At 72.4% G+C, this 23,927-nt stretch carries 27 protein-coding genes and 1 riboswitch; of the genes, 19 read left to right on the top strand and 8 right to left on the bottom strand.

The genetic code is table 11. The annotated features are described in order from the left end of the window. Nucleotides 1-6: 6 nt before the first annotated feature. Together dnaJ and ACQPWW_RS27315 are read left to right on the top strand one after the other, a co-directional pair. Nucleotides 7-1,152, top strand: a complete 1,146-nt coding sequence (dnaJ, locus tag ACQPWW_RS27320; protein WP_192580165.1) for a molecular chaperone DnaJ — start codon at nt 7-9, stop codon at nt 1,150-1,152. A 1-nt stretch (nt 1,153) separates the two neighbouring features. Continuing rightward, on the top strand, nt 1,154-1,888 hold the full coding sequence (locus tag ACQPWW_RS27315) for a 16S rRNA (uracil(1498)-N(3))-methyltransferase (RefSeq protein ID WP_433126482.1): 735 nt from the start codon (nt 1,154-1,156) through the stop codon (nt 1,886-1,888). Between the two features lie 17 nt (nt 1,889-1,905). Here ACQPWW_RS27315 and ppk2 read toward each other — a convergent pair whose 3' ends face one another. Next, complete coding sequence (gene ppk2, locus ACQPWW_RS27310) at nt 1,906-2,817, bottom strand: polyphosphate kinase 2 (protein ID WP_433126481.1); 912 nt, start codon at nt 2,815-2,817, stop codon at nt 1,906-1,908. Between the two features lie 74 nt (nt 2,818-2,891). Next, entirely contained in the window at nt 2,892-3,653 is a 762-nt protein-coding gene (locus tag ACQPWW_RS27305; RefSeq protein ID WP_433126480.1) for an SDR family NAD(P)-dependent oxidoreductase, read from the bottom strand. 91 nt (nt 3,654-3,744) lie between these two features. Between ACQPWW_RS27305 and ACQPWW_RS27300 the strand changes: the two genes are divergently transcribed. The 8 genes from ACQPWW_RS27300 to ACQPWW_RS27265 all read left to right on the top strand — a co-directional run bounded on the left by ACQPWW_RS27300 (nt 3,745) and on the right by ACQPWW_RS27265 (nt 11,322). Beyond that, nucleotides 3,745-4,104 (top strand): histidine triad nucleotide-binding protein, encoded by a 360-nt coding sequence (locus tag ACQPWW_RS27300; RefSeq protein WP_433126479.1) that lies wholly within the window; start codon nt 3,745-3,747, stop codon nt 4,102-4,104. An 88-nt stretch (nt 4,105-4,192) separates the two neighbouring features. After that, complete coding sequence (locus ACQPWW_RS27295) at nt 4,193-5,560, top strand: serine hydrolase domain-containing protein (protein ID WP_433134597.1); 1,368 nt, start codon at nt 4,193-4,195, stop codon at nt 5,558-5,560. A gap of 131 nt (nt 5,561-5,691) precedes the next feature. Further along, nucleotides 5,692-6,750, top strand: a complete 1,059-nt coding sequence (locus ACQPWW_RS27290) for a PhoH family protein (protein WP_393375514.1) — start codon at nt 5,692-5,694, stop codon at nt 6,748-6,750. 15 nt (nt 6,751-6,765) lie between these two features. Continuing rightward, nucleotides 6,766-7,239: an rRNA maturation RNase YbeY gene (gene ybeY / locus ACQPWW_RS27285; RefSeq protein WP_425774862.1), complete on the top strand. Its 474-nt coding sequence runs from the start codon at nt 6,766-6,768 to the stop codon at nt 7,237-7,239. Then, nucleotides 7,215-8,639, top strand: a complete 1,425-nt coding sequence (locus ACQPWW_RS27280; protein ID WP_357805031.1) for a hemolysin family protein — start codon at nt 7,215-7,217, stop codon at nt 8,637-8,639. The genes ybeY and ACQPWW_RS27280 overlap by 25 nt, the downstream gene beginning before the upstream one ends. After that, nucleotides 8,632-9,018, top strand: a complete 387-nt coding sequence (locus ACQPWW_RS27275; RefSeq protein ID WP_433126477.1) for a cytidine deaminase — start codon at nt 8,632-8,634, stop codon at nt 9,016-9,018. The genes ACQPWW_RS27280 and ACQPWW_RS27275 overlap by 8 nt, the downstream gene beginning before the upstream one ends. 5 nt (nt 9,019-9,023) lie before the next feature. After that, nucleotides 9,024-9,920 carry a GTPase Era gene (gene era / locus ACQPWW_RS27270; protein ID WP_433134595.1) on the top strand — a complete coding sequence of 299 codons (897 nt, stop codon included), beginning with the start codon at nt 9,024-9,026 and terminating at the stop codon, nt 9,918-9,920. A 157-nt stretch (nt 9,921-10,077) separates the two neighbouring features. Beyond that, complete coding sequence (locus ACQPWW_RS27265; RefSeq protein WP_433126475.1) at nt 10,078-11,322, top strand: acyltransferase family protein; 1,245 nt, start codon at nt 10,078-10,080, stop codon at nt 11,320-11,322. Here the strand turns inward: ACQPWW_RS27265 and ACQPWW_RS27260 are convergent. After that, entirely contained in the window at nt 11,303-12,109 is an 807-nt protein-coding gene (locus ACQPWW_RS27260; protein WP_433126474.1) for a DUF4097 family beta strand repeat-containing protein, read from the bottom strand. The two genes, ACQPWW_RS27265 and ACQPWW_RS27260, sit on opposite strands and share 20 nt — an antisense overlap. A 102-nt stretch (nt 12,110-12,211) precedes the next feature. Here ACQPWW_RS27260 and recO point away from each other — a divergent pair, with 102 nt between their 5' ends. The 5 genes from recO to ACQPWW_RS27235 all read left to right on the top strand — a co-directional run bounded on the left by recO (nt 12,212) and on the right by ACQPWW_RS27235 (nt 15,413). After that, nucleotides 12,212-13,078, top strand: coding sequence for a DNA repair protein RecO (gene recO, locus ACQPWW_RS27255; protein WP_433126472.1), 867 nt, complete (start codon nt 12,212-12,214; stop codon nt 13,076-13,078). Between the two features lie 4 nt (nt 13,079-13,082). Beyond that, nucleotides 13,083-13,895, top strand: coding sequence for an isoprenyl transferase (locus ACQPWW_RS27250; RefSeq protein WP_433126470.1), 813 nt, complete (start codon nt 13,083-13,085; stop codon nt 13,893-13,895). Between the two features lie 71 nt (nt 13,896-13,966). After that, nucleotides 13,967-14,152, top strand: a complete 186-nt coding sequence (locus ACQPWW_RS27245; RefSeq protein WP_357244511.1) for a hypothetical protein — start codon at nt 13,967-13,969, stop codon at nt 14,150-14,152. Nucleotides 14,153-14,454: 302 nt separating this feature from the next. Then, entirely contained in the window at nt 14,455-14,655 is a 201-nt protein-coding gene (locus tag ACQPWW_RS27240) for a thioredoxin reductase (protein WP_433126468.1), read from the top strand. Beyond that, on the top strand, nt 14,652-15,413 hold the full coding sequence (locus ACQPWW_RS27235) for a pirin family protein (protein WP_433126466.1): 762 nt from the start codon (nt 14,652-14,654) through the stop codon (nt 15,411-15,413). The genes ACQPWW_RS27240 and ACQPWW_RS27235 overlap by 4 nt, the downstream gene beginning before the upstream one ends. A gap of 37 nt (nt 15,414-15,450) precedes the next feature. Here ACQPWW_RS27235 and gndA read toward each other — a convergent pair whose 3' ends face one another. Further along, nucleotides 15,451-16,893: an NADP-dependent phosphogluconate dehydrogenase gene (gndA, locus tag ACQPWW_RS27230; protein WP_433126464.1), complete on the bottom strand. Its 1,443-nt coding sequence runs from the start codon at nt 16,891-16,893 to the stop codon at nt 15,451-15,453. Nucleotides 16,894-16,997: 104 nt separating this feature from the next. After that, nucleotides 16,998-17,297 (bottom strand): MTH1187 family thiamine-binding protein, encoded by a 300-nt coding sequence (locus ACQPWW_RS27225; protein ID WP_433126463.1) that lies wholly within the window; start codon nt 17,295-17,297, stop codon nt 16,998-17,000. 289 nt (nt 17,298-17,586) lie between these two features. On the opposite strand from ACQPWW_RS27225, the gene ACQPWW_RS27220 reads away from it, so the two are divergent. Further along, nucleotides 17,587-18,000: a hypothetical protein gene (locus ACQPWW_RS27220; protein ID WP_433126462.1), complete on the top strand. Its 414-nt coding sequence runs from the start codon at nt 17,587-17,589 to the stop codon at nt 17,998-18,000. A gap of 187 nt (nt 18,001-18,187) precedes the next feature. On the opposite strand, the gene ACQPWW_RS27215 is transcribed toward ACQPWW_RS27220, so the two are convergent. The 3 genes from ACQPWW_RS27215 to ACQPWW_RS27205 form a co-directional block, all read right to left on the bottom strand. Beyond that, nucleotides 18,188-18,988, bottom strand: a complete 801-nt coding sequence (locus ACQPWW_RS27215) for an energy-coupling factor transporter transmembrane component T family protein (RefSeq protein ID WP_433126461.1) — start codon at nt 18,986-18,988, stop codon at nt 18,188-18,190. Beyond that, nucleotides 18,985-20,415: an ABC transporter ATP-binding protein gene (locus ACQPWW_RS27210; RefSeq protein WP_433126460.1), complete on the bottom strand. Its 1,431-nt coding sequence runs from the start codon at nt 20,413-20,415 to the stop codon at nt 18,985-18,987. The genes ACQPWW_RS27215 and ACQPWW_RS27210 overlap by 4 nt, the downstream gene beginning before the upstream one ends. 131 nt (nt 20,416-20,546) lie before the next feature. Beyond that, complete coding sequence (locus ACQPWW_RS27205; protein ID WP_433126458.1) at nt 20,547-21,140, bottom strand: ECF transporter S component; 594 nt, start codon at nt 21,138-21,140, stop codon at nt 20,547-20,549. A gap of 75 nt (nt 21,141-21,215) precedes the next feature. Next, nucleotides 21,216-21,320: riboswitch (TPP riboswitch) on the bottom strand. Nucleotides 21,321-21,426: 106 nt separating this feature from the next. Here ACQPWW_RS27205 and ACQPWW_RS27200 point away from each other — a divergent pair. From ACQPWW_RS27200 to ACQPWW_RS27190, 3 genes are read left to right on the top strand one after another with little or no spacing between them, the layout of a single operon-like run. Further along, nucleotides 21,427-22,257, top strand: a complete 831-nt coding sequence (locus tag ACQPWW_RS27200; RefSeq protein ID WP_433126456.1) for an alpha/beta fold hydrolase — start codon at nt 21,427-21,429, stop codon at nt 22,255-22,257. A gap of 29 nt (nt 22,258-22,286) precedes the next feature. Continuing rightward, entirely contained in the window at nt 22,287-23,093 is an 807-nt protein-coding gene (locus ACQPWW_RS27195; RefSeq protein ID WP_433126455.1) for an aminoglycoside N(3)-acetyltransferase, read from the top strand. Then, nucleotides 23,090-23,839: a sugar isomerase domain-containing protein gene (locus tag ACQPWW_RS27190; RefSeq protein WP_433126454.1), complete on the top strand. Its 750-nt coding sequence runs from the start codon at nt 23,090-23,092 to the stop codon at nt 23,837-23,839. Before ACQPWW_RS27195 ends, ACQPWW_RS27190 begins: the two co-directional genes overlap by 4 nt. Nucleotides 23,840-23,927 lie beyond the last annotated feature (88 nt).

The following is a 23,927-nucleotide window of genomic DNA, read 5'->3' as shown; positions in this document are numbered from 1 at the left end:
AACGCAGTGGCCAGGGACTACTACGGCATCCTCGGTGTGAGCCGGGAAGCCTCCGATGACGAGATCAAGCGCGCCTACCGCAAGCTGGCGCGCCAGTTCCACCCGGACGTCAATCCGGACCCGGAGGCTCAGGAGAAGTTCAAGGACATCAACGCCGCGTACGAGGTCCTCTCGGACGACCGGAAGCGGCAGATCGTCGACCTCGGTGGCGACCCGCTCGCCCCGGGCGGCGGGGGCGCCGGTGGCCCGGGTGGCCCCGGTGGCGCCGGCCCGTTCGTCGGTTTCCAGGACATCATGGACGCGTTCTTCGGTGGCGCGGCCGGTGGGGCGCGCGGCCCCCGTCCACGGACCCGTCCGGGCGCCGACGCGATCCTGCGACTCGAACTGGACCTGCACGAGACGGCGTTCGGCGTCGAGGCCCCGATCACCGTCGACACCGCAGTGCTCTGCACCACCTGCTCCGGCGCCGGCACGGCCGCCGGCACCCACCTGGCGACCTGTGAGGCGTGTGGCGGCCGTGGTGAGGTGCAGTCGGTGCAGCGCACCTTCCTCGGCCAGGTGGTCTCCGCCCGGCCGTGCACCGTGTGCCAGGGCTACGGCACCACCATCCCGCACCCCTGCCCCACCTGCGCCGGCGACGGCCGGGTGCGCACCCGCCGGTCGCTGACCGTCAAGATCCCGGCCGGCGTCGAGGACGGCATGCGGATCCGGCTGGCCCAGCAGGGCGAGGTGGGCCCGGGTGGCGGCACCGCCGGCGACCTCTACGTGGAGATCCACGAGCGGCCCCACGACGTCTACTCCCGCAAGGGCGACGACCTGCACTGCCGCGTCACAGTGCCGATGACCGCGGCGGCGCTCGGCACCCGCCTGACCATCAAGACCCTGGACAGCGAGGAGACGGTCGACGTCAAGGCCGGCACCCAGCCGGCCAGCACGCTGCGACTGCGCGCCCGGGGCGTGCCGCACCTGCGCGGCACCGGCCGCGGCGACCTCTACGTGCACCTGGACGTGCGGACCCCGACCAAGCTCGACCCGGACCAGGAGAAGATGCTGCGCGACTTCGCCAAGACCCGCGGTGAGGAGGTCGCCGAGTTATCCAAGCAGGGCGGCTTCTTCTCCCGGATGCGCGACGCGTTCAACGGGCACGCCTGAGGTGTCCGCGCCGCTGTTCCTGGTCGAGGCGCTGCCCACCGGTGACGCGTTGACCCTGGACGGCCCGGAGGGCCACCACGCCGCCACCGTGCAGCGGCTGCGGGTCGGTGAGGAGCTGCTGCTCGCCGACGGTCGGGGCGGCACGGCCGCCGCCGTGGTCACCGCCGTCGGCCGCGGCAGCCTGGAGGTCACCATCACCTCCCGGGGGTACGTGGACGCGCCGGTCCCCCGGATCGTGGTGGTGCAGGGCATCGCCAAGGGCGACCGCGGTGAGCTGGCGGTGCAGGCGATGACCGAGGTCGGGGTGGACGAGATCGTGCCCTGGGCGGCGTCCCGCTCGGTCGCCCAGTGGCGTGGCGACCGGGGCGTACGGGCCCGGGAGAAGTGGGTGGCCACCGCCCGGGAGGCCGCCAAGCAGGCCCGCCGGCCGTGGTTGCCGGTGGTGGCCGGCGCGCCGGACGAGTCCACCGCCACCGTCGCCCGCCGGATCGCCGGCGCTGCCGCCGGGTTCCTGCTGCACGAGGAGGCCGAGGAGCGGCTCACCACCGCCGAGCTGCCGCCCGCCGGTGAGATCGTCCTGGTCGTCGGCCCGGAGGGTGGCATCGCCCCCGCCGAGCTGACCGCCTTCCGGGACGCGGGCGGGCGAGTCGTCCGGCTCGGTCCGGCCGTGCTGCGCACCTCGACCGCCGGAGTGGCGGCGCTCAGCGTGCTCGCCACCCGCCTCGGCCGCTGGTGACCGTCACCGCCTGACGGTCAGGGTCGGGGGAAGACGGGCACCACCTCCTCCTCCGGTCCCAGATCCAGCCCCGCCGGCCCGATTATCTGCGGATCCGGCGTACCGACCACGGCCAGGTCCTTGCCGGTGTAGTCGAAGCGGTGCAGCACGTGCCGCATCGCCTCGATGCGGGCCCGCTTCTTGTCGTTGCTCTTCACGACCGTCCACGGCGCGTCGGCCGTGTCGGTCCAGAAGAACATCGCCTCCTTGGCCTCGGTGTACTCGTCCCACCGGTCCAGCGAGGCAATGTCCATCGGGGACAGCTTCCACTGCCGGACCGGGTCCACCTGGCGGATCGCGAACCGGGTCCGCTGCTCGTTCTGGGACACCGAGAACCAGAACTTGACCAACCGGATGCCCGAACGCACGAGCATCCGCTCCAGCTCCGGGGCCTGCCGCAGGAACTCCAGATACTCCTTGCGGGAACAGAAGCCCATCACCCGTTCGACGCCGGCCCGGTTGTACCAGGAACGGTCGAACAGCACGATCTCACCGGCCGCCGGCAGGTGCGCCAGCCACCGCTGGAAGTACCACTGGCCGGCCTCCCGCTCGTCCGGCTTGGCCAGCGCCACCACTGACGCGCCGCGCGGGTTGAGGTGCTCCATGAACCGCTTGATGGTGCCGCCCTTGCCGGCCGCGTCCCGACCCTCGAAGAGGATCACCAGGCGTTCACCGGACTCCTTGATCCAGTCCTGGAGCTTGAGCAGCTCGATCTGGAGCAGCCGCTTGTCGTGGTCGTACCGGTCGCGGTCCATCCGCTCGTCGTACGGGTAGTCCTCCCGCCAGGTCTGCACGGGAGTGCCGTCCGGCCGCAGCAGGACGGGGTCGTCGTCGTGGCCGTCGGCCACCCGGTAGTCGGCGGTGAGGTCCAGCAGCGCGGTGTCGGCCATGTCGGGGAGACTTACCCGCCGTCGTGCCGCCGGCCACCTCCCCGGGCCGGGTGATGTGGGTGGCTGTTCCGCCGTCAGCTGCGCAGGTAGGAGGCGCCGTTGAGGTCGACGATCGTGCCGGAGGCCCACTCGGCCTGCGGCGAGGCGAGCCAGTGCACGGCGGCGGCGATCTCCTCCGGCTCGCCGACCCGGTCGAACGGGCTCTGCGCCCGGATCGCCGCGCCCTCCGCACCGCGGAGGTACTCGGTGACCATGTCGGTCGCCACGAAACCCGGCGCGACGGTGGCGACAGCGATGCCGTACGGCGCGAGCGCCACCGCGAGGGACTGGCCCAGCGCGTTCAACCCCGCCTTGCTGGCGCCGTACGCCGGCTGGTGCGGCTCGCCGCGGAACGCGCCGCGGGACGAGACGTTGACGATCCGCCCGCCGCGCTCCCGCATGTGCTGGGCCGCGCACCAGATGACGTTGCCGGCGCCGGTCAGGTTGGTCTCCAGCACCTGCCGCCAGCGCCGCTGCCACTGCTCGTAGGAGGCGCCGAAGATCGGGTGCGGGTCGTCCCGGTCGCCGTACGTCCCGGCGTTGTTGACAAGCACGTCCAACCCGCCGAGCTGCTCGGCCGCCCGGTCGACCATGGCCCGTACCGCGTCCGGGTCGGTGAGGTCGGCGCGGACCACCACGTGCCCGGCACCCGGCAGCCGCCCGCGCAGCTCCTCGGCCGCGTCGGCGGAGTCGCGGTGGTGGATGGCCACCCGGTCGCCGCCGGCCGCGAACGCCGTCGCCACCGCCCGGCCGATTCCGCGCGAGGCCCCGGTCACGAGTACCGCTCGATCCGTCATGGCGGCCATCCTGCCGCACCGTCCCGGCGAACAGGCATCCGGCTCATGCGGCGCGGAGCGCCCCCGGTCCGTTAGTCCTTACACTGCCCCGATGGGATCAGACTGCCTGTTCTGCCGCATCGTCGCCGGGGAGATCCCGGCCACCGTGGTCCGGGAGACCGACACCACGCTCGCCTTCCGTGACATCGACCCGAAGGCGCCGGTGCACGTCCTGGTCATTCCGAAGGAGCACTACGCCGACGTCGCCACGCTCGCCCAGGGTGATCCGGCGCTGGCCGCCGACGTGCTGGCGACGTCCGCCGCGGTGGCCGAGGACGAGGGCCTGCTCGGCGACGGTTTCCGGTTGATGTTCAACACCGGCGTGTACGGCGGGCAGGAAGTGTTCCACGCGCACGCCCACCTGCTCGGCGGCGCGCCGCTCGGCCCGATGCTCGCCCGGAACCTGGCGTGAGCGAGCGAACCAGCCGGCTCGGCGGGGCGGTGCGCGCCGGCGCGCGGCGACGGGGCGGGGCGGCGTGAACGCGGGGTCCGCCGCCGGGATGGACGAGCGCCTGGGCCGGCTGGTCCGCAGGGTGCAGGCCGACGCTCGGGTGCCGGCGGTGTCGGCGGCGCTGCACCGGGCCGACCGGCCGGCGTGGAGCTGCACCGTCGGCGCGACAGGCACCGACAGCCCGTTGGGGCCGGGCACCCAGTTCCGGATCGGCTCGGTCACCAAGACCTTCACCGCGGCGCTGGTCCTCCAGTGCCGCGACGACGGGCTGCTGGACCTGGACGACCCGGTGGGCCGGCACCTGGACCTTCCCGCACACGGCGAGCTGACCGTCCGCCGGTTGGTGTCGCACACCGCTGGCCTGCAACGCGAGCCGTTCGGTGACGTCTGGGACAGCCTGCGTGCGCCGGACGCCGACCAACTGGTGGCCGAGCTGGACCGGGCCGAGCGGGTGCTGCCCACGGCCCGGCGGTTCCACTACTCCAACCTCGGCCTGGCCGTGCTCGGTCAACTGGTCGCCCGGCTGCGCGGCGAGAGTTGGGAGCGGTCGCTCACCGATCGGATCCTGACACCGCTGGGGCTTACCGACACCAGCGTGGCCCCGCGACCGACGGCGGCCACCGGGTTCCTGGTCGACGCGTACTCCGACGAGGCGCACCCGGAGCCGCCCACCGACTTCGGCGCGGTCGGCCCGGCCGCCCAGCTCTGGAGCACCGCGACCGACATGGCCCGCTGGGCCGCGTTCCTCGCCGACCCGGCCGCGCTCGACCCGGCCGGCGCGGTCCTCGCCCCCACCACGCTGGACGAGATGCGCTGGCCGGTGACCACCACCGACGAGACCCTCTGGGGCGCGGGCTTCGGGCTGGGGCTGATCCTCATCCCGCAGGGGGAACGGGTGGTGCACGTGGGGCACGACGGGGCCATGCCCGGTTTCCTCGCCGCCGTGTACGGCCGGCGGGGAGGCGACGGCACGGCCGGCGCGATGGGTGCCGCGGTGCTCGGCTCCTCCGGAACGGCGACCGAGGTGCTCGACCTGCCGCACCGGCTGCTCGCGGCGGCGGTCGAGCACGACCCGGCCGAGATCGAGCCATGGCGGCCCGGTTCGCCGGCTCCGGCGGCCCTGCGCGGGGTGCTCGGCCGCTGGTGGGGCGAGGGCTTCGAGTACGTCTTCTCCTGGCACGACGGCGCTCTGCGGGCCCGCGGGGCCAGCGACCAGGCCGGACGTCCACCGGCGATCTTCACCGCGCTGCCGGACCAGCCGGACGTGTTCCGCACGGTCTCCGGTCGGGAGGCCGGTGAGCTGCTGCGGCTGACCCGGGACGGCTCCGGCGCGGTGGTCCGGATGCACTGGGCGACGTACCGGTTCACCCGTCATCAGGAGACCTTCGACAGGTACGACTTCCGGACCGGGAGTTGATCGCGGCCAGCGGAAATGGGCGCGGTGCGGCCCACGTTCAACAGATACGATGGGTGTAACGTCCGCACGCCGTGCCAGCAGGGCCGGCGCCGAGATCGAGAGCAGGTGCGCAGGGCCCTTCGGCCCAACCTATGACCGGCACCCCACCTCCCGGCCCGCCCCGGGTGCAGACCAGGATCACCGTGCCCGACTCGAAGATCATGGTCAATCTGCTCGGCGCAGGCGACGAGATACTCCGGCTCGTCGAACGCTCGGTCAGCAGTGACGTGCACGTCCGCGGCAACGAGATCACCATCACCGGTGACCCCGCGGACAACGCCCTCGCCGAGCGGGTCTTCAGCGAGCTGCTCGAACTCATCGAGAAAGGCGAGACCCTGACCACTGACGCCGTCCGGCGTACCGTCGGCATGCTCGAGGAGGGCAGTGCCGAGCGGCCCGCCGAGGTTCTGACGCTCAACATCCTCTCCCGTCGCGGACGCACCATCCGCCCCAAGACGCTCGGGCAGAAGCGGTACGTCGACGCGATCGACACCCACACCATCGTCTTCGGCATCGGCCCGGCCGGCACCGGCAAGACCTACCTGGCGATGGCGAAGGCCGTCCAGGCGTTGCAGGCCAAGCAGGTCAACCGGATCATCCTGACCCGGCCGGCGGTCGAGGCGGGTGAGCGACTGGGCTTCCTGCCCGGCACGCTCAACGAGAAGATCGACCCGTACCTGCGCCCGCTCTACGACGCGCTGCACGAGATGCTCGACCCGGAGACGATCCCGAAGCTGATGGCCCAGGGGACGATCGAGGTCGCCCCGCTGGCCTACATGCGGGGCAGGACGCTCTCCGACGCGTTCATCATCCTGGACGAGGCCCAGAACACGACGCCCGAGCAGATGAAGATGTTCCTCACCCGGCTCGGCTTCAACTCCAAGATCGTCGTGACCGGCGACATCACCCAGGTGGACCTTCCCGGCGGGACCAGCAGCGGCCTGCGGGTCGTCCGGGAGATCCTGGAAAACGTCGACGACGTGCACTTCTCCCAGTTGTCCAGCTCCGACGTGGTCCGCCACCGGCTGGTGGGGGAGATCGTCGACGCGTACGCCCGCTGGGACGCCGAGCGGGAGAACCAGCAGGCGCAGGGCGTCCACGCCGTGCCCGGGCGACCCGCCCAGGGCGGCCGGGCCGGCCGCCGCCGCTAAAGCAGAGGAAAGCAGTTGTCCATCGAGATCGCCAACGAGTCCGGTGTCGAGGTTGACACCGATGCCGTGCTCGCCGTCGCCCGGCACGCCCTCGACGAGATGGGGGTCAACCCCCTCGCCGAGTTGTCAGTGCTGCTTGTCGACATCGACTACATGACCGAGCTGAACCACCGCTGGATGGGTGGCGACGGTCCGACCGACGTGCTCGCCTTCCCCATGGACGAGGGCAGCGTCGACCACGGCCCCGGCGAGTCCGCGCCGGCCGGCGGCGAGCCCGCCCTGCTCGGCGACATCGTGCTCTGCCCCGAGGTCGCGGCCAAGCAGGCGGCGACCGCCGGGCACGCCCCCGCCGACGAGCTGCACCTGCTCACCGTGCACGGGGTGCTGCACCTGCTCGGCTACGACCACGCCGAGCCGGAGGAGGAGCGGGAGATGTTCGCCCTCCAGGCCCGCCTGCTGTCCAGCTGGCGGTCGACCCGCACCCAGTGATGTCCACTCCTCCGTTACTGGCGGCCGGTGCCACCGCCGGCCTTCCCGACCTGCAGCTGATCGTCTTCGCGGCCGGCCTGGTGGTGCTGGCCGGCCTGATCGCGATGACCGAGGCGGCGCTCGCCGCGGTCTCGCCGGCGCGCGCCGCCGAGCTGGCCCGCGACGGTGTGCGCGGCGCCCGTACCCTCCAGGCCGTGGCCGGCGACGTCGTCCGGCACCTCAACCTGCTCCTGCTGTTGCGACTGCTCGCCGAGCTGACCGCCACCACCCTCGTGGCGCTGGTCGCGGTGGACAGCTTCGGCGCCGGCTGGCGGGCCGCGTTGGTGACCGCCGGCGCGATGACAGTGGTCAGCTTCGTGGTGGTCGGCGTCGCCCCGCGCACCATCGGCCGGCAACACGCGTACGCAGTGGGCCGGGCGGTGGCGCCGCTGGTCCGCTGGCTGGGCCGGGCGCTCAACCCGCTCGCCTCGTTGCTCATCCTGATCGGCAACGCGGTCACGCCGGGGCGCGGCTTCCGGGAGGGGCCGTTCGCCAGTCAGGTCGAGTTGCGGGAGCTTGTCGACCTGGCCGAGCAGCGCGGCGTGGTCGAACACGGCGAACGTCAGATGATCCACTCGGTCTTCGCGCTCGGTGACACCATCGCCCGTGAGGTGATGGTGCCGCGTACGGAGATGGTGTGGATCGAGGAGGGCAAGACGCTCGCCCAGGCGTTGGTGCTCTTCCTGCGCTCCGGGTTCTCCCGCATCCCGGTGATCGGCGAGAGCGTCGACGACGTCCTCGGTGTGCTCTACCTCAAGGATCTGATCCGGCGCTCGCGCGGCGGTGACCCGGCGGCCGAGCAGTTGCCGGTGGCCGAGCTGATGCGCCCGGCGACCTTCGTGCCGGAGTCCAAGCCGGTCGACGACCTGCTGTCGGAGATGCAGGCGGCCCGCAACCACCTGGTCATCGTGGTCGACGAGTACGGCGGCACCGGCGGTCTGGTCACCATCGAGGACATCCTGGAGGAGATCGTCGGCGAGATCACCGACGAGTACGATGTCGAACGCCCACCCGTCGAACGCCTGACGGACTCCTCGGTGCGGGTGACCGCCCGACTGCCGGTGGAGACCCTGGGCGAAATGTTCGACACCGATCTACCCACGGACGAGGTGGAGACGGTCGGTGGCCTGCTGGCCCAGTCGCTGGGGCGGGTGCCGATCCCCGGCGCGGAGGTCGAGGTCGCCGGGCTCCGGCTGCTCGCCGAGGGCACCACCGGCCGGCGCAACCGGATCGACACCGTCCTGGTCAACCGGGTGGAGTCGGGCCATGAGCAGGACACCACGGGGCGTGGCGAGCACGCCGGCTCCGGGGACGACACGGACAACTACCGAGACGACGAGAGGCAATCCGCCGATGCCTGACACACCCTCCGCGCCCGCCCCCCGGCCCGCACCCACCGCGCCGGCACCCCTGAGCGCCGAGGACGCCAAGCTGGTCGTCCTGGCCCGGGGCGCCCGTGGCCGGGTCGCCGCCGTGGAGGGCGCCGCGGTCCGGGATCAGGACGGCCGGACGTACGCGGCGGCCAGTGTCGCGCTGCCCTCACTGACTCTCACCGCGTTGCAGTTGGCTGTCGCGTCGGCCGTGGCGGCCGGGGCGAGCCGGCTGGAGGCCGCGGTGGTGGTGACCGAGGCGTCGACCCTGGACGGCGCCGGGCACGCGGCGGTGCGTGACCTCGCGGTGGACGCGCCGATCCACGTGGCCGCCCCCGACGGCACGGTCCTCGGCACGGTGACCCAGTGAGCCCCGTGCAGGATCCGGAGGCGCGGCCGTACCGGGCCGGTTTCGGCTGCTTCGTCGGTCGGCCCAACGCCGGCAAGTCGACGCTGACCAACGCCATCGTCGGCACCAAGATCGCGATCACCTCGAACAAGCCGCAGACCACCCGGCACGTCATCCGGGCCGTGCTGCACCGTCCGGAGTCGCAGCTGGTCCTGGTCGACACCCCGGGCCTGCACCGCCCCCGTACGCTGCTCGGCGAGCGCCTCAACGACCTGGTCCGCTCCACCTGGACGGAGGTCGACGTGATCGGCCTGTGCATCCCGGCCGACGAGCCGGTGGGGCGCGGAGACCGGTTCATCACCGGTGAGCTGGCCGAGTTGAAGGCGACAGTGCTGGCGGTGGTCACCAAGACCGACCTGGTCGACAAGCGCCGCCTGGCGGAGCAGTTGCTCGCGGTGAGCAAGCTGGGGGAGTTCGCCGAGATCGTGCCGGTGAGCGCGGTCGCCGGGCACCAGGTGGACACCCTCGTCGACGTGATGACCAAGTATCTGCCGCCGTCGCCGCAGCTCTACCCGGACGACATGCTGACCGACGATCCCGAGCAGGTGCTCGTCGCGGAGCTGATCCGGGAGGCCGCCCTGGAGGGAGTCCGGGACGAGCTGCCGCACTCCATCGCCGTGGTGGTGGAGGAGATGATCCCCGAGGGTCAGGTCATGAAGATCTACGCCGACCTGTACGTGGAACGGCCCAGCCAGAAGGCGATCGTGCTCGGTCACAAGGCGAGCCGGCTCAAGGAGGTCGGCACCAACGCCCGCCGGCAGATCGAGGAGTTGCTGGGCAGTCGGGTCTATCTCGACCTGCACGTACGGGTCGCGAAGGACTGGCAGCGCGACCCCAGGCAGTTGCGCAAGTTGGGTTTCTGAGCGTCCTCGGCAGCGGGCCGACCCGACCGGCGGCATGATCGTCTTCGGTCGGGCGAATGGGGTGTTTCACCTTCGGTCGGGGGTCGCGGCCGTCCGGTGGGGGCGTCGCGCAGGGTAGGGGAGATACGCCCCGCGTCCCCGACCCAGATGCAGGCTGATGCGCAACAGGTACCTCGACGTGCTCCGTTTCCTGGCCATCGTCCGAGTGATCGTCTACCACGTCACCGGGTGGGCGACCCTCACCCTCGTCTTCCCCGCCATGTCGGTGATGTTCGCGCTGGCCGGCTCGCTGATGGCCGCGTCGCTGACCCGCTCCGGGCCGGCGGCGGTCGGGCGTCGACTGCGTCGGCTCCTGCCGTCACTCTGGGTGCTGGCGGTGGTCTTCGTGCCCGCGATGCTGCTCAGCGGTCTGCCGGTGACACCCCGGGTGCTGCTGTGGCTGTTTCCGGTCGCCGATCCGCCGGCCAACCACTGGGGTGCCCTGGCGCTGAGCATCATCTGGTACCTGCGCGACTACCTGTGGTTCGTACTCGCCTCACCTGTCGCGTTCTGGCTGTTCCGCCGTGCTCCGCTGCCCACCCTGCTGGCCCCGTACCTCCTGCTGGTGACGATCGAGGTGGGGATCTACCCGGCGCCGCCGGTGCTGCGCGAGTTCGGGCTCTACTTCGGGGCGTGGCTGCTCGGCTTCGCCCAGCACGCCGGGATGCTGCGCCGGCTCACCGGGCGGGTGCTCTACCCGGTGGCGCTCGCCCTCGCGGTGGCCGGCGGCGTCTGGATCGTCGGGCATCCCGGGCCACGCGGGTACGACCTCAACGACAACCACCTGGGCAACGCCCTCTGGTCGGCCGCGTTCATCCTGGTCGTGCTGGGTCGGGCGCCCGCCGGCGTGGCCTGGCTGGGCCGCAACCGGCTGGCCGACCGGGCGGTGACAGTGGTCAACCGGCGGGCGCTCACCATCTATCTCTGGCACATGCCGTTCGTGGTGGCGCTCACCCCGCTTGTCGACGTGGTGGGTTGGTCCCGTCAGGAACCGGTCGGGTTGGCCGTCCGGGTGCTGCTGGTCTTCGCGCTGGTCGGCCTGGTCGCCCTGGCCGTCGGCTGGGTCGAGGACGTCGCCGCGGGCCGCCCCCCGGAGTTGGTCCCCGGCGGCCCGGAGCGGCCCGTCGAGCCGGTGGCCCGGACGGGTACCGGATCGCCGCTGCGGGCCGACGCGGTGCTCGGGGCCGACGCCGCGTTTCGGGCCGACGCGCCGCTCGGGGCCGACGCGGCGCTCCGGCCGGGAGGCGAGCCGGCGGACGGCGCCGGGGCGGCGGCGGGGGCGACCGGCGACCGAGTGGTGGTGCCGGCGCAGCGGGTCGCCGGAGAGGCAGCCAGCTTCGAGATCACCGCTCGCGGATCGTGAGATTGCCGCTGCTGGCCGAACCGTCGAGCACCATCGACGCCGCCGGGTTGTCGGCCACGGTGACGGTCTTGTCGCCGGATTCGGCGTCGGACCGGACCCGGTAGCTGCCCTCCGGAACCAGCAGCGTGACGTCACCGCTGGACGCGTGGACGCGGGCCGAGGCGGGCTTGTCCAGCTCGACGTTGACATTGCCGGAGGTGGCCTCCGCGTCGACAGTGCCGCTCAGCCGGCGTGCGTTGATGTCTCCGGACGACGCGCGCAGCCGCACCGCGGCGGCGGCCTCGCTCACCTCGATGTTGCCGGACTGGGCCTCCACCCCGAGCGCGCCCGACGCACCGGAGATCCGCACGTCGCCCGAGCTCACCCGCAGGTCCACCGCACCGACCCGGCTCAGCTCGACGTTGCCCGAGCTCGTGTCGCCCTGCACCGCCACGCCCTCCGGCACCCACACCTCGTAGGAGATGCTGCACCGCGAGCCGCAGTCGGTGTCCAGCAGCAGCTCACTGCCCTTGATCTCGTACCGGGCGTTGTCGGGTTCACCGCCCTGATAGCGCACCACCCGCTTGATCCGCACCTGCGAGGCCGGGCCGGTGCCGCGGACCACCACGTCGCCCGAACCACCCGACACCCGAATCGTGGTGACCTGCGCCGCCTCGGTGTTGTCGTAGTCGAGCCGACGCATGGCCAGGTTGTCGCACCCGGCGACAAGGATGAGGGCCGAAGCCAGGCCCAGAGCGACGGGCGCGGCGGCGCGACGGGCGGCGCTGGTGGTGGGGTGCATTGCCATGACCAGCACGCTACGGCCGGCGACGAGTCGGGCGCATCGGGGTTCGTCCGCGCGTCCACCCCGAACCAACCCTGATTTCACACCCCGAGGGAGAATGGCCCGATGGCCGGGTACCGCCGACAGCTCTACCGCGACGACGCGGTGGTGCTGCGTGTGCAAAAGCTCGGCGAGTCCGATCGGATCATCACGCTGCTCACCCGCCGGCACGGCCGGCTGCGCGCGGTCGCCCGGGGGATCCGCCGCACCACAAGCAAGTTCGGCGCCCGGCTGGAGCCGTTCGGCCACGTCGACCTCCAGCTCGCCGGTGACCCGAAGGGCAACCACGGCAGCTCGCTGCACACCGTCAGCCAGGTCGAGGGCATCGAGCTGTACGGCAAGCGGTTCCTCGGGGACTATCCCCGCTACACGGCGGCCAGCGCGATCGCCGAGACCGCCGAGCGGCTGACCCCGGTCGAGCGGGAGCCGTCGCTGCGGCTGTTCCAGCTCACAGTGGGTGCGCTGAAGGCGCTGTCCCGGGGCGAGCACGCCACCACCCTGGTGCTCGACGCGTACCTGCTACGGGGGATGGCCCTCGCCGGCTGGGCGCCGGCGCTTGTCGCCTGCGCGGTCTGCGGCACCCCCGGGCGGCACCGGGCCTTCTCCGTACCGGCCGGTGGCGCGGTCTGTCCGGATTGTCGGCCGCCGGGCGCCGCCCACCCCGCGCCGGCCACCATCGACCTGATGTCCGCGCTGACCACCGGCGACTGGGTGCTCGCCGACGCCACCGACTCCGGCGTACGCCGGGAGTGCAGTGGGCTGGTCGCGGCTCACCTGCAATGGCACCTGGAGCGCGCGCTACGCTCGCTGCCGCTGGTCGACCGGGGTCCCTCGGCGGCCGGCACGGCCTCGTCGCCGGACGGCACCGGGGTCGTGGTGCTCCGGCCACGTGGCGACGTCGAGGCCGGGGCGGACGGCGCGAACAGGGAGTGACCGAGTGATCCGATCGAAGAAGGCTGGCCGGCGCGAGCCGACGCCGCCGACACCTCACCCGTCCGGCGCCCGGCCGCCGGCGCTGCCCACCGAGGCGGTGCCGAAGCACGTGGCGGTGGTGATGGACGGCAACGGTCGCTGGGCCAAGGACCGCGGACTGGCCCGCACCAAGGGGCACGAGGCGGGGGAGCACAGCCTCTTCGACACCATCGAGGGCGCTATCGAGATGGGCATCCCGTACCTGACGGCGTACGCGTTCTCCACCGAGAACTGGCGACGCTCGCCCGACGAGGTCCGGTTCCTGATGGGGTTCAACCGGGACGTGATCCGTCGTCGCCGCGACCAACTGGTCGACCTCGGCGTCCGGGTGGTCTGGTCGGGTCGGTCCGGCCGGTTGTGGAAGAGCGTCATCTCCGAGTTGCAGACCGCCGAGGAGATGTCCCGGGACAACTCGACGTTGACCCTGCAGTTCTGCGTCAACTACGGCGGGCAGGCCGAGATCGGCGACGCGGCTGCCGCGATCGCCCGCGAGGTGGCGGCCGGCCGACTCGATCCGGCCAAGGTCAATGAGAAGACCGTGGCCAAGTACCTCTACCACCCGGAGATCCCGGAGGTGGACCTGTTCCTGCGTCCCTCCGGGGAGGAACGGATCTCCAACTTCATGCTCTGGCAGTCCGCGTACGCCGAGTTGGTCTTCCTGGACACGCTCTGGCCCGACTTCGACCGCCGCCACCTCTGGTACGCGTGCGAGTTGTACGCGCAGCGGGACCGACGCTTCGGCGGGGCACTGCCCAACCCGGTCGCCCCGGTGATCTGAGCCAACGCGCTTACTCTCCCGTCACTCTGGGTATCACTCTCGTCAGAAGCCACTGACGGAGGTGAACCCACATGATCCAGAAGCGCATTGCCCAGTGGGCGGTGATGGCGGTAGCGGTGCCCCTGGCGGCCGCCGGTGCCCGCCGGCTCAGCCACACCCTGGAGGCCCGGCGTGGTCCCTCCGGAATGACCCGGTTGCTCACCAAGGGCGCGGACCTCATGCGTCCGCAGAAGGCCAAGCGACGCCGCTTCTTCTGACCCCCCGACTTCAGGCGCCGCCCGCGTTCGCGCGGGCGGCGCCTTTCGGCGTCCGGGCCGCCCGGCCGGTCAGGCAGATCGTGATCCACTCCGGATTGGCGATATCGGGGTGTCCACCTGGCCAGGACACCCCGACATCACTGATCGCGTGTCGATCAAGCAGCGGCGGCCGGGGCGTGAGCGAGGTGGGCGGGGGTGTGGCGCGGTTTCGGGGTGACGGGGAACCGGGCCGGGTAGGGTCCGAAGGTGGCGGGACGACGGCGGTGGGGGTGGCTGTGCGGGATCTCCGGTACAAAATGATCATGGCGTTGAACGCCGCGGATCTGGGTGAGCCGATCTGTGCGCAGGTGGCCGACATCTGTGCCGAGATCGCCGAACAGCACTGCGCCGAGTTCGGTCACACACCACAGTTGCGGACCGGTGAGATCGCCGAACTGGCCACCGGTGAGCCGGCGCTGACCTGGGCCCCCACCACCCCCGACACCGTGCGGCGTGCCTGGTGACCGCTCCCGCGCCGTCGGTCGACGTGCGTCGCGCCGACGACCGCTTCGCCACCCGGATCTCCTGGCTGGACTCCAAGCACTCGTTCTCGTTCTCCCGGCACTACGACCCGGCCAACACCCACCACGGTCTGCTGCTTGTCAACAACGACGACGTGGTGCGCCCGGGAGCCGGCTTCGAGACCCACCCGCACCAGGACATGGAGATCATCACCTGGGTGCTGCGCGGCTCCCTGGTGCACCAGGACTCCACCGGCCACTCCGGGGTGATCTACCCGGGCCTGGCACAGCGGATGAGCGCCGGCACCGGCATCCTGCACTCGGAGAAGAACGACGCCTGGCGACTCAACAACCAGGAACCGCACGCCGACCCGGTCCACTTCGTGCAGATGTGGGTGCTCCCCGACGAGCAGGGCGTCGACCCCGGCTACGAGCAGTTGGAGATCGAGGACGAACTCCTCCGCGGCGGTCTGGTGCCGATCGCCTCCGGGATGGACCGCTACGACGGCGCGTCCGCGATCCGGATCCGTAACCGGTACGCGACCCTGCACGCCGCCCGGCTCACCCCCGGCGACGAGGTCACCATCCCCGACGCGCCCTTCGTGCACCTGTACGTGCCCAACGGCACGGTGACCCTGGAGGGCAGCGGCCCGCTCGGCACCGGCGACGCGGCCCGGCTCACCATGACCGGCGGCCGGCGGGTCACCGCCGACGAACCGGCCGAGATCCTCGTCTGGGAGATGCACGCCACCGTCACCTGACCCCACCAGCGGTGGGGCCAGGTGACCGGCGTCGACGTCAGGCGGGAGACTCGGTACGGTCCGCGGCCCAGGTGGTGTGGAACGAGCCCTCGCGGTCCACCCGCTGGTAGGTGTGCGCGCCGAAATTGTCCCGCAGGCCCTGGATCAGCGCGGCGGGCAGGCGCTCGGCGCGCAGCGCGTCAAAGTACGCCAACGACGAGGAGAACGCCGGGGTCGGCACACCGGCCCGGGTCGCGTCGGCCACCACGCGCCGCCAGCTCGGCACACCGGCGGCTACCGCCTCGGCGAAGTACGGTGCCACAAGCAGCGTCGGCAGGCCCGGCTTCTCGTCGTACGCCTCGCGGATCCGGTCGAGGAAGCGGGCTCGGATGATGCAACCGCCCCGCCAGATCGTGGCCGTGCCGCCGAGGTCGATGTCCCAGTTGAACTCCTGGCTGCCGGCGCGGATGTGGTCGAAGCCCTGCGCGTACGCAACGATCTTGGAAGCGAGCAGCGCCCGGCGGACGTCCTCGACGAACGCGTCCCGGTCGGAGACCTGCCACTGCTCACCCGCGTCCGGGAACGCCTGCCGGGCCGCCTCCCGCTGGTCGACGTGCCCGGAGAGCGAGCGGGCGAAGGTCGCCTCGGCGATCCCGGTGATCGGAATGCCCAGGTCCAGGGCGCTCTGCACGGTCCACCGGCCGGTGCCCTTCTGCTCGGCCCGGTCCTGCACGATGTCGACGAACGGGCGGCCCGTCGCCGCGTCGGTGTGCGCGAGCACATCGGCGGTGATCTCGATGAGGAACGACTCCAACTCGCCGCCGTTCCAGTCGCGGAAGATCTCCGCGATCTCCGCCGGCTTCGCGCCCAGACCGGCGCGAAGCAGGTCGTACGCCTCGGCGATGAGCTGCATGTCGGCGTACTCGATGCCGTTGTGCACCATCTTGACGAAGTGCCCGGCGCCGTCCGGCCCGACGTGGGTGCAGCACGACACCCCGTCCACCTGGGCGGCGATCTTCTCGAACATGGGCCCGAGCTTGGCGTACGACTCGGCGGAACCGCCGGGCATGATGCTCGGCCCGAGCAACGCGCCCTCCTCGCCACCGGAGACGCCGGTGCCGCTGAAGTGCAGCCCCTGCGCGCGCAGCGCCTCCTCCCGACGGCGGGTGTCGGCGAAGTGGGCGTTGCCGCAGTCGACGATGATGTCGCCCTCCTCCAGCAGCGGCACCAACTCGTCGATCACCGCATCGGTGGGCGCGCCCGCCTTGACCATCACGATCACGGCGCGGGGCCGTTCCAACGACGCCACGAAATCAGCCATCGTCTCGCCGGGCACGAACGTGCCCTCGTCGCCGTGCTCGGCGATCAGGCTCCGGGTACGCGCAGGCGTCCGGTTGTGCACCGCCACCGTGAAGCCGTTGCGGGCCAGGTTGCGGGCCAGATTCCGGCCCATCACCGCCAACCCGGTCACACCGATCTGCGCCGTCGCCTGCTCAGCCATTCGTGCCGCCACCTCTCGCCGTCGGACTTCCGTGCTAGGACCGTATCGCGGTGCGGCGGAACGTGGGCGTGTCGTCTCGACAGCCGGTTACCGGCGAATGATGCTCAGCTCTGCTGGGCCAGGCGATCCTCCACATGCGCCACCTTCGCGGTGAGCGCGTCCGTCACCCCCGGGCGGACGTCGGCCTTGAGCACCATGCTCACCCGGGGCGCCTGCGCGGCCACCACGTCGACCGCCCGCTTGACGACCGCCATCACCTCGTCCCACTCACCCTCGATCGTGGTGAACATGGCGTCGGTGCGATTGGGCAGGCCCGAGTCGCGGACCACGCGTACCGCGTCGGTGACCAGGTCACCGACGGACTCACCGACACCGAGCGGGGTTATCGAGAACGCGATAATCATGCCGCCGATGCTGCCAGGAAAATCGGCTGCGCCGAGGAACGACCAGCCGATACTGTGCGGAAATGCGCTACTGACGTCCCTTCTCCGAGCCGGCCCGCCGCCCCGCGTCGCGGTCCGTGCGCTCCTGGGCGTCCCGCATCCCACCCGCAGTTCGGCGGCGCTGGCCCTGCCCGACCCCGGTGAGCAGTCTCTCTCCCGTTCGACCGTCGCACGCGGCGGTCACCAGCCGATCCGACCGACCGCCGTAACGCGGGACCGGCCGAGCCGGTCGGCACCGAAGGAGGCCCGGATGCCTGCCAGACGCAATCCGAAGAAGTCCCGTACCCCGCGGGCGACGCCGCTCGGCATCGACCCGGCGGCCGACCACGGCCCGCTCCTCTCCACCCGCCCCGACCGCGCAGTCGAATCGGCGCTGCCGGCGGTGCTGGTTGAGCCGGTGCTGCCGGCGGTGCTGGCCGAGCCGGCTCTGCCGGGGGTGCTGGCCGAGCCGGTACTGCCGGCGGCGGCTGTCGCGGATGCGTTGGCGCTGCCGGTCGACGTGCCGGCGGCGGTCGACGCGCCCGCGGTGGAAGACCTGCCCAAGGCGGCCGGGCGACCGACGGCACCGACGGCGGGTCCGCCACATGGTGGCGGCAACCGCTCGGGCGCCGGCCGCAGTCAACAGGCCGGCCAGACCCGCCGCTACGCCTTCCGCCGCAGCTGACCGATCCGCCCCTCCCCGCCGCCGCTGGGCGCTGGAGGGTGACAGCAACATCAGGGATGTAGTGGCCTCCTGCGCCAACGAGGCCACTACATCCCTGATGTTGTGCGGATCTTGCCCACGGGGCAGCGTGGGGGCGGCGAGCGGCGCGCGCGAGCCCCGGCAGCGCGCGGACAACCCGGGGGTGGGCTCAGCTGATCAGGGGGCGGAAGGTGCCGACCAGGACGCTTGTCGTGAGGGCGGCGCCGGCCAGGACGGCGGCCCCGGCGATGAGGAGCGCGTCGGCGCGGGTGAAGCGTTGGTGGCGGGCCACGGTCCGGGGCGTGCCGGCGTCGAAGCCCCGGGCGTCCATCGCGACGGCCAGGCGGGTGCCCCGGCGGATCGCCCCGACCAGCAGCGCGAACGCGGTGGAGGCGAACAGTCGCAGCTTCGCGATCGGGTTGCGTCCCGCGTCGACGCCGCGCGCGCGGCGGGCCATGCTGATCATCTGCCACTCCTGACCGAGCAGCGGCACCAGGCGAAACGCGGCGAGCGCCCCGATGGCGAACCGGGCTGGCGCCTTCGCGTTCTGGATCAACGCGTCGGCCAGGTCGGTGGGGTCGGTGGTCGCGAAGACGATCACACCGGGCAGGGCCACGGCGAAGACGCGCAGCACCAGCCCGAGCGCGGTGAGCAGCACGCCGGTGCTCACCAGGACCGGTCCCGCGTCCAGCAGGACCCGGCCGGACCGGTCGGCGGCGAAGAGCACCAGGGTGACAAGGATGCCGGCGGCGCTGAGCAGCAGCGGCCAGGCTCGCCGGGCCAGCACCCGGTAGCCGATGCCGAACAGCGGCAGCACGGCGAGTTCGAGCGCGATGGCGATCGCCGGGGCCAGTGGGTCCAGGGTGGCGAGCAGGGTGAACGAGAAGACAAGCGCGGCGGCGACCTTCGCCACCGGGTTGCGGCGGGCCAACGGCGCACCGGGCGCGGCGACCGGCTCAATGGTGATCATCGGGCGTCGTCCGAGGCGCGTCGCAGGGTGACGGTTCGGTCGGCGAGCGCGGCCACGAAGTCCGCGTCGTGGGTGACCGCGACCACGCCGTGTCCGGCGTCGCGGAGGTCGGCGAAGAGATCGACGAGCTCCCGCCAGGTCCGCCGGTCCTGACCGAAGGTGGGTTCGTCGCAGATCAGCAGGCGGGGCGCGGTGGCCAGGGCGGTCGCCACACTGAGCCGCCGCGCCTCACCACCGGAGAGGGTGTACGGGTTGGCGGCGGCGAGGCGGACCAGTCGCAGCCGTTCCAGCAGCCCGGTCACGGTCTTGCTGACGGCCGCCTCGGGCTGACCGGTCCGGCGGGGACCGAGCGCCAGCTCGTCGAAGACAGTGCTGGTGACGAACTGGTGCTCCGGATCCTGGAAGACCGACCCGATCCGCCGGGTCAGTGCGGGTGCCCGCCAGCGGTGTGGGGGAGTGCGGTGATCGGTGCCGGCCAGCTCGACGGAGGCGGTGACCCGCCCGATGCCCGGCCGGAGCAACCCGCCGAGCAGCAGCGCCAGTGTGGACTTGCCGGCGCCGTTGGGTCCGCGGACGGCGAGTGCCTCGCCGGCGCGTACCGCCAGATCGGTGTGGCCCAGCCGGGGCGGCAGGCCGAGCCGGTCGGCGGTGAGCAACAGCTCCCCGGGCGCGGCGGTGGCCGGCCGGGGTGTGATGGGGTGACCGGGTACCCAGACCCCCTCGGCGGCCAGCGCGGCGCCGTGGGCGGCGAAGACCGCCTCGGGTGTGCCGTCCGCGCGGACCCCGCCTCCCGGTTCCAGGACGACCACCCGGTCGACAAGCGGCAGCGCCTCGGCGACCCGGTGTTCGACAAGGATCAGCGTGGTGTCGGCGTGCAGCGCGCCGGCCACCGCCTGGCGGACCAGGTCGGCCCCGGCCGGATCGAGGTTGGCGGTCGGCTCGTCGAGCAGCAGCAGTTCGGGGCGCAGCGCCAGCGCGCCGGCCAGGGCGAGGCGTTGCTGCTCGCCGCCGGAGAGCGCGGCGGTGGGGCGGTCCCGGGGGTACGGGAAGCCGACGCGGTGCAGCGCCTCGTCCACCCGGGGCCAGATCTCGTCGGCCGGTACGCCGCGGTTCTCCAGCCCGAACGCGACGTCGTCGCCGCAGCGGGCCATCACCAGTTGGGTTTCCGGGTCCTGGAAGACGATGCCGACCCGTTCCCGCCCCTTGCGCGGGTCGAGCCCGTCGATCTCGACGGTGCCCTCCTGCTCACCGGAATCTTCAGGCAGCAGCCCTGCCAGCGCGCTGAGCAACGTGCTCTTGCCGGCCCCGGACGGCCCGAGCAGCAGAACCCGCTCCCCAGCCTCGACCCGCAGGTCGACCCCGCGCAGAGCCCAGGCCCGCCGCCCAGCGTGCCGCCACCCGAACCCCCGCAGCAGTACCCCGCCCACCCAACCCCCTCCCATCCCCTCCCACCCAACCGCGCGCCCCGCCTAACCCTGCACGGTCGATCATGAGGTTGACGGTGGTTACGAAGATCCATCCGCCCGTCAACCTCATGATCGACGCGAGTGGGTGGGGGTTAGATCAGGGCTCGGGTTCGGCCTGCGGGGAAGCGGTCCAGGACGCCGGTGTTGGCCAGGGCCTTCGTCAGCAGCCAGCCGCCGATGCCGGCGATCACGGTGGCGCTGACGATGGTGATCAGCGCGTACGGGATGCGGTAGTCGCCAAGCGCGTAGTCGACGTTCCAGACGAAGAAGTCGAACAGCGCGGCGCTGAGACCGGTCAGCGCGCCGGCCAGGATCGCGGTCGGCAGCCGGTACGACCGGTACCGGAAGGCGGCGAACGCCAGCTCGGCGCCGATGCCCTGCACGATGCCCTGCGGGATCACCGTGCCGGCCCACTGGCTGCCCAGCAGCGCGGACAGGACCGCGGCCACCGTCTCGCAGTAGAGCGCTGCGCCGGGCTTGCGGATGACCAGACCGCCGATCACGGCCGGCATCAGCCACACGCCGTAGAGCAGCGTCTGCGCCGGCGGGAAGAACGCGAACGCGCCCTCGGTGGCGCTCCAGACCAGGCCCCAGGCCCAGAAGATGACGCCGAAGGCGACAGCGATCACCGAGGCGACCACGATGTCGATGGTCCGCCAACGGCTTGTGTCGGCTGTGGATTTCATGTGTTGCTCCCAGTTCTGCGTGCGAACCAGGAGAAGACGCACGCCGCGCGTCCGGTGGCACCGGACGGCGGCGCGGCTGGAGGTCGACCGAACTCCCTGCGCTGGCATTACCCAGATCAGGTTCGAGGGTCTGCGGGCATGCCCGCACTCTCAGCGCTGTGCGCTCCCCTGTCGGATGTGAAGTTGTCTCGTCGACGCTAACACCGACCTGGGGTGCCGGCCCAGCAGGGCGTCTGCCCATCTCGGCGGTCAGCCGGCCGGATGCCGGCTGGGTAGGCTGACGATCATGCGGGTCGACGCGCGAGGTCTCACGTTCGAGGTAACCGCCGGCGGTCCGTCGGACGGCGTACCCGTCCTGCTGCTGCACGGCTTCCCACAGCACAGCGGTGAATGGGACGACGTGGTGCCCGCGCTGCACGCGGCCGGGCTGCGCACGTACGCGCTGGACCAACGCGGCTACTCGCCCGGCGCGCGGCCGACGGCGGTGGCCGACTACCGGATCCCCGAACTGGTCGCCGACGTGGTGGCGGTGCTCGACGCCCTGGGGCTGGACGCCGTCCACCTGGTCGGCCACGACTGGGGCGCGATCGTGGCGTGGGCGGTCGCCGCCGGGCACCCCGACCGGGTCCGCACGCTGACCGCGGTGTCCGTGCCGCATCCGGCAGCCATGGCGTACGCCCTGACCAACGACGGCCAGCAGAAGGCCCGCTCGTCGTACATCACACTGTTCCGTAAGCCCGGCACCGCGGAGAGGGTGCTGCTCGCGTGGCACGCGACCGCGCTGCGCAAGATGCTCGGCGGAGTGGGCGACGGGCCCCGGGTGGACCGCTACGCGGCCCCGATGCGCGAACCGGGGATGCTCACCGCCGCGCTGAACTGGTACCGGGCGATGTCCCGCGCCGACCTGGCCGGCGTCGGCCCGGTCGCGGTCCCCACCACCTACGTCTGGAGTGACCGGGACGTCGCCATCGGCCGGACCGCCGCCGAGGCGTGCGCGGCGAACGTCACAGGGGCGTACCGCTTCGTGCAGTTGGCCGGTGTGAGTCACTGGATTCCGGACACGGCGCCGGGTCCCCTCGCCGATGCGATCCTGGCTCGGGCCGGCGGAACGGCCTGAGCCGTGCGGGTCAGTCAGGAAGGGGCACCGTGACGACGAACACCGGCGGGCCGGGCACCCGACGCTCGATCGCCGCGCAGCTGAGCCTGCTGGGCGTACGCCCCGGCGCGACGCTGCTGGTGCACGCCTCGCTGCGTACCCTGGGGTTCGTCTGCGGCGGGTCGCACGCGGTGGTGCTCGCGTTGCGCGACGCCCTCGGCCCGGACGGCACCATCGTGGTGCCCACCCACACGCCCGACAACAGCGATCCCGCGCAGTGGCGCAAGCCGCCGGTGCCGGTGGACTGGTGGCCGCTGATCCGCGCCGAGATGCCGGGCTTCGACCCGGCGGTGACCCCGAGCCGGCGCATGGGCGCGGTCGCCGAGACGGTTCGCGGCTGGCCCGGCGCCCTGCGCAGCTCGCATCCGCACGTGTCGTTCGCCGCGCTCGGCCCGGCCGCCGAGCAGGTGGTGGCCGGGCACGGCCTGGCCGACATGCTCGGCGAGAGCTCCCCGCTGGCCCGGCTCTACGACCTGGACGCCGACGTCCTGCTGCTCGGCGTGGACCACTCCGTGAGCACCTCGCTGCACCTGGCCGAATACCGCCGCCCGGGTTCGCCGCGCGAGCGGGTCGGCGCCGCGGTACGGACCGGCGACGGTGGTCGGGAGTGGGCGTGGTGGGAGGACGTACGGCTCGACGCGGACGACTTCGCCGCGCTGGGCACGGACCTGGAGGCCACCGGGGCGGTGCGCACCGGACCGGTCGGCACCGGGACCGGCAGGCTGATGAGTCAGCGGGCGGCTGTCGACTTCGCGGTGCGCTGGCTGGAACGGAACCGGACGACGGAGGACGCATGACGGTGAGTGCCGAGGCCTACCTGGCAGTGGTGACCGAGACGATCGGCCGGGTGGCCGCCGGCCAGCGGGAGGCGGTCGGGCGGGCCGCCGACCTGATCGCCGACGCCGTCCGCGCCGACGGGGTGGTGCACGCGTTCGGTACCGGGCACTCCGAGGCTCTGGCCATGGAGATCGCCGGCCGGGCGGGGGGTCTGGTGCCGACCAACCGGATCGCGCTGCGTGACCTGGTGCTGCTCGGCGGCGAACCGGCCGACCGGCTCGGCCCGCTACTGGAGCGGGACCCGGCGGTCGCGCACCGACTCTACGAGTTGGCGCCGGTGCGGCCCACCGACGTCTTCGTGCTGGCCTCGAATTCCGGGGTCAACGGCGCGATGGTGGAGTTCGCCACGCTGGTCAAGGCACGCGGCCACGCCCTGGTGGCGATCACCTCCGCGCAGCACTCGGGCCGGATGACCTCCCGCCACCCGTCCGGGCGCAAGCTGGCCGATCTCGCCGACGTCGTGCTCGACAACGGCGCGCCGTACGGTGACGCGACGCTGCCGCTGCCCGGTGGCGGCGCGGTCGGCGCGGTCTCCTCGATCACCGCGGCGTTGCTGGCCCAGCAGGTGACGGTGGAGGTGGTGGCCCGGCTGCTGGCGGCGGGGGAGCGGCCGCCGGTCTACCTGTCGGCGAACATCCCGGACGGCGACGCGCACAACACGGAGCTGGAGGCCCGGTACGCCGGTCGGATCCGACGCGGGTCCTGAGACCGCCGCGGGACGAGCGGTCGCCGCGACCGCGCCGCCGACAGGCGTTGCCGGTCGTCCGGCGGCGGTTCGCGTGGTCGGCGGCGGC

Source organism: Micromonospora sp. CA-240977, from assembly GCF_050942285.1.
GTDB lineage: Bacteria > Actinomycetota > Actinomycetes > Mycobacteriales > Micromonosporaceae > Micromonospora.
The sequence above is the reverse complement of the archived record's forward strand: the minus strand, read 5'-3'. Positions and strand labels throughout refer to the sequence as shown.

Bases quoted from the DNA above. Each gene is read 5' to 3' on its own strand.
- ACQPWW_RS27190 (WP_433126454.1), top strand. From the start codon at position 23,090: ATGACGGTGAGTGCCGAGGCCTACCTGGCAGTGGTGACCGAGACGATC.
- ACQPWW_RS27240 (WP_433126468.1), top strand. From the start codon at position 14,455: ATGGCGTTGAACGCCGCGGATCTGGGTGAGCCGATCTGTGCGCAGGTG.
- ACQPWW_RS27205 (WP_433126458.1), bottom strand. From the start codon at position 21,140: ATGAAATCCACAGCCGACACAAGCCGTTGGCGGACCATCGACATCGTG.
- ACQPWW_RS27200 (WP_433126456.1), top strand. From the start codon at position 21,427: ATGCGGGTCGACGCGCGAGGTCTCACGTTCGAGGTAACCGCCGGCGGT.
- ACQPWW_RS27265 (WP_433126475.1), top strand. From the start codon at position 10,078: ATGCGCAACAGGTACCTCGACGTGCTCCGTTTCCTGGCCATCGTCCGA.
- ACQPWW_RS27220 (WP_433126462.1), top strand. From the start codon at position 17,587: ATGCCTGCCAGACGCAATCCGAAGAAGTCCCGTACCCCGCGGGCGACG.
- ACQPWW_RS27275 (WP_433126477.1), top strand. From the start codon at position 8,632: ATGCCTGACACACCCTCCGCGCCCGCCCCCCGGCCCGCACCCACCGCG.
- ppk2 (WP_433126481.1), bottom strand. From the start codon at position 2,817: ATGGCCGACACCGCGCTGCTGGACCTCACCGCCGACTACCGGGTGGCC.
- recO (WP_433126472.1), top strand. From the start codon at position 12,212: ATGGCCGGGTACCGCCGACAGCTCTACCGCGACGACGCGGTGGTGCTG.
- ACQPWW_RS27245 (WP_357244511.1), top strand. From the start codon at position 13,967: ATGATCCAGAAGCGCATTGCCCAGTGGGCGGTGATGGCGGTAGCGGTG.
- ACQPWW_RS27290 (WP_393375514.1), top strand. From the start codon at position 5,692: ATGACCGGCACCCCACCTCCCGGCCCGCCCCGGGTGCAGACCAGGATC.
- ACQPWW_RS27215 (WP_433126461.1), bottom strand. From the start codon at position 18,988: ATGATCACCATTGAGCCGGTCGCCGCGCCCGGTGCGCCGTTGGCCCGC.
- ACQPWW_RS27260 (WP_433126474.1), bottom strand. From the start codon at position 12,109: ATGGCAATGCACCCCACCACCAGCGCCGCCCGTCGCGCCGCCGCGCCC.
- ACQPWW_RS27295 (WP_433134597.1), top strand. From the start codon at position 4,193: ATGGACGAGCGCCTGGGCCGGCTGGTCCGCAGGGTGCAGGCCGACGCT.
- ACQPWW_RS27225 (WP_433126463.1), bottom strand. From the start codon at position 17,297: ATGATTATCGCGTTCTCGATAACCCCGCTCGGTGTCGGTGAGTCCGTC.
- ACQPWW_RS27305 (WP_433126480.1), bottom strand. From the start codon at position 3,653: ATGACGGATCGAGCGGTACTCGTGACCGGGGCCTCGCGCGGAATCGGC.
- gndA (WP_433126464.1), bottom strand. From the start codon at position 16,893: ATGGCTGAGCAGGCGACGGCGCAGATCGGTGTGACCGGGTTGGCGGTG.
- ACQPWW_RS27300 (WP_433126479.1), top strand. From the start codon at position 3,745: ATGGGATCAGACTGCCTGTTCTGCCGCATCGTCGCCGGGGAGATCCCG.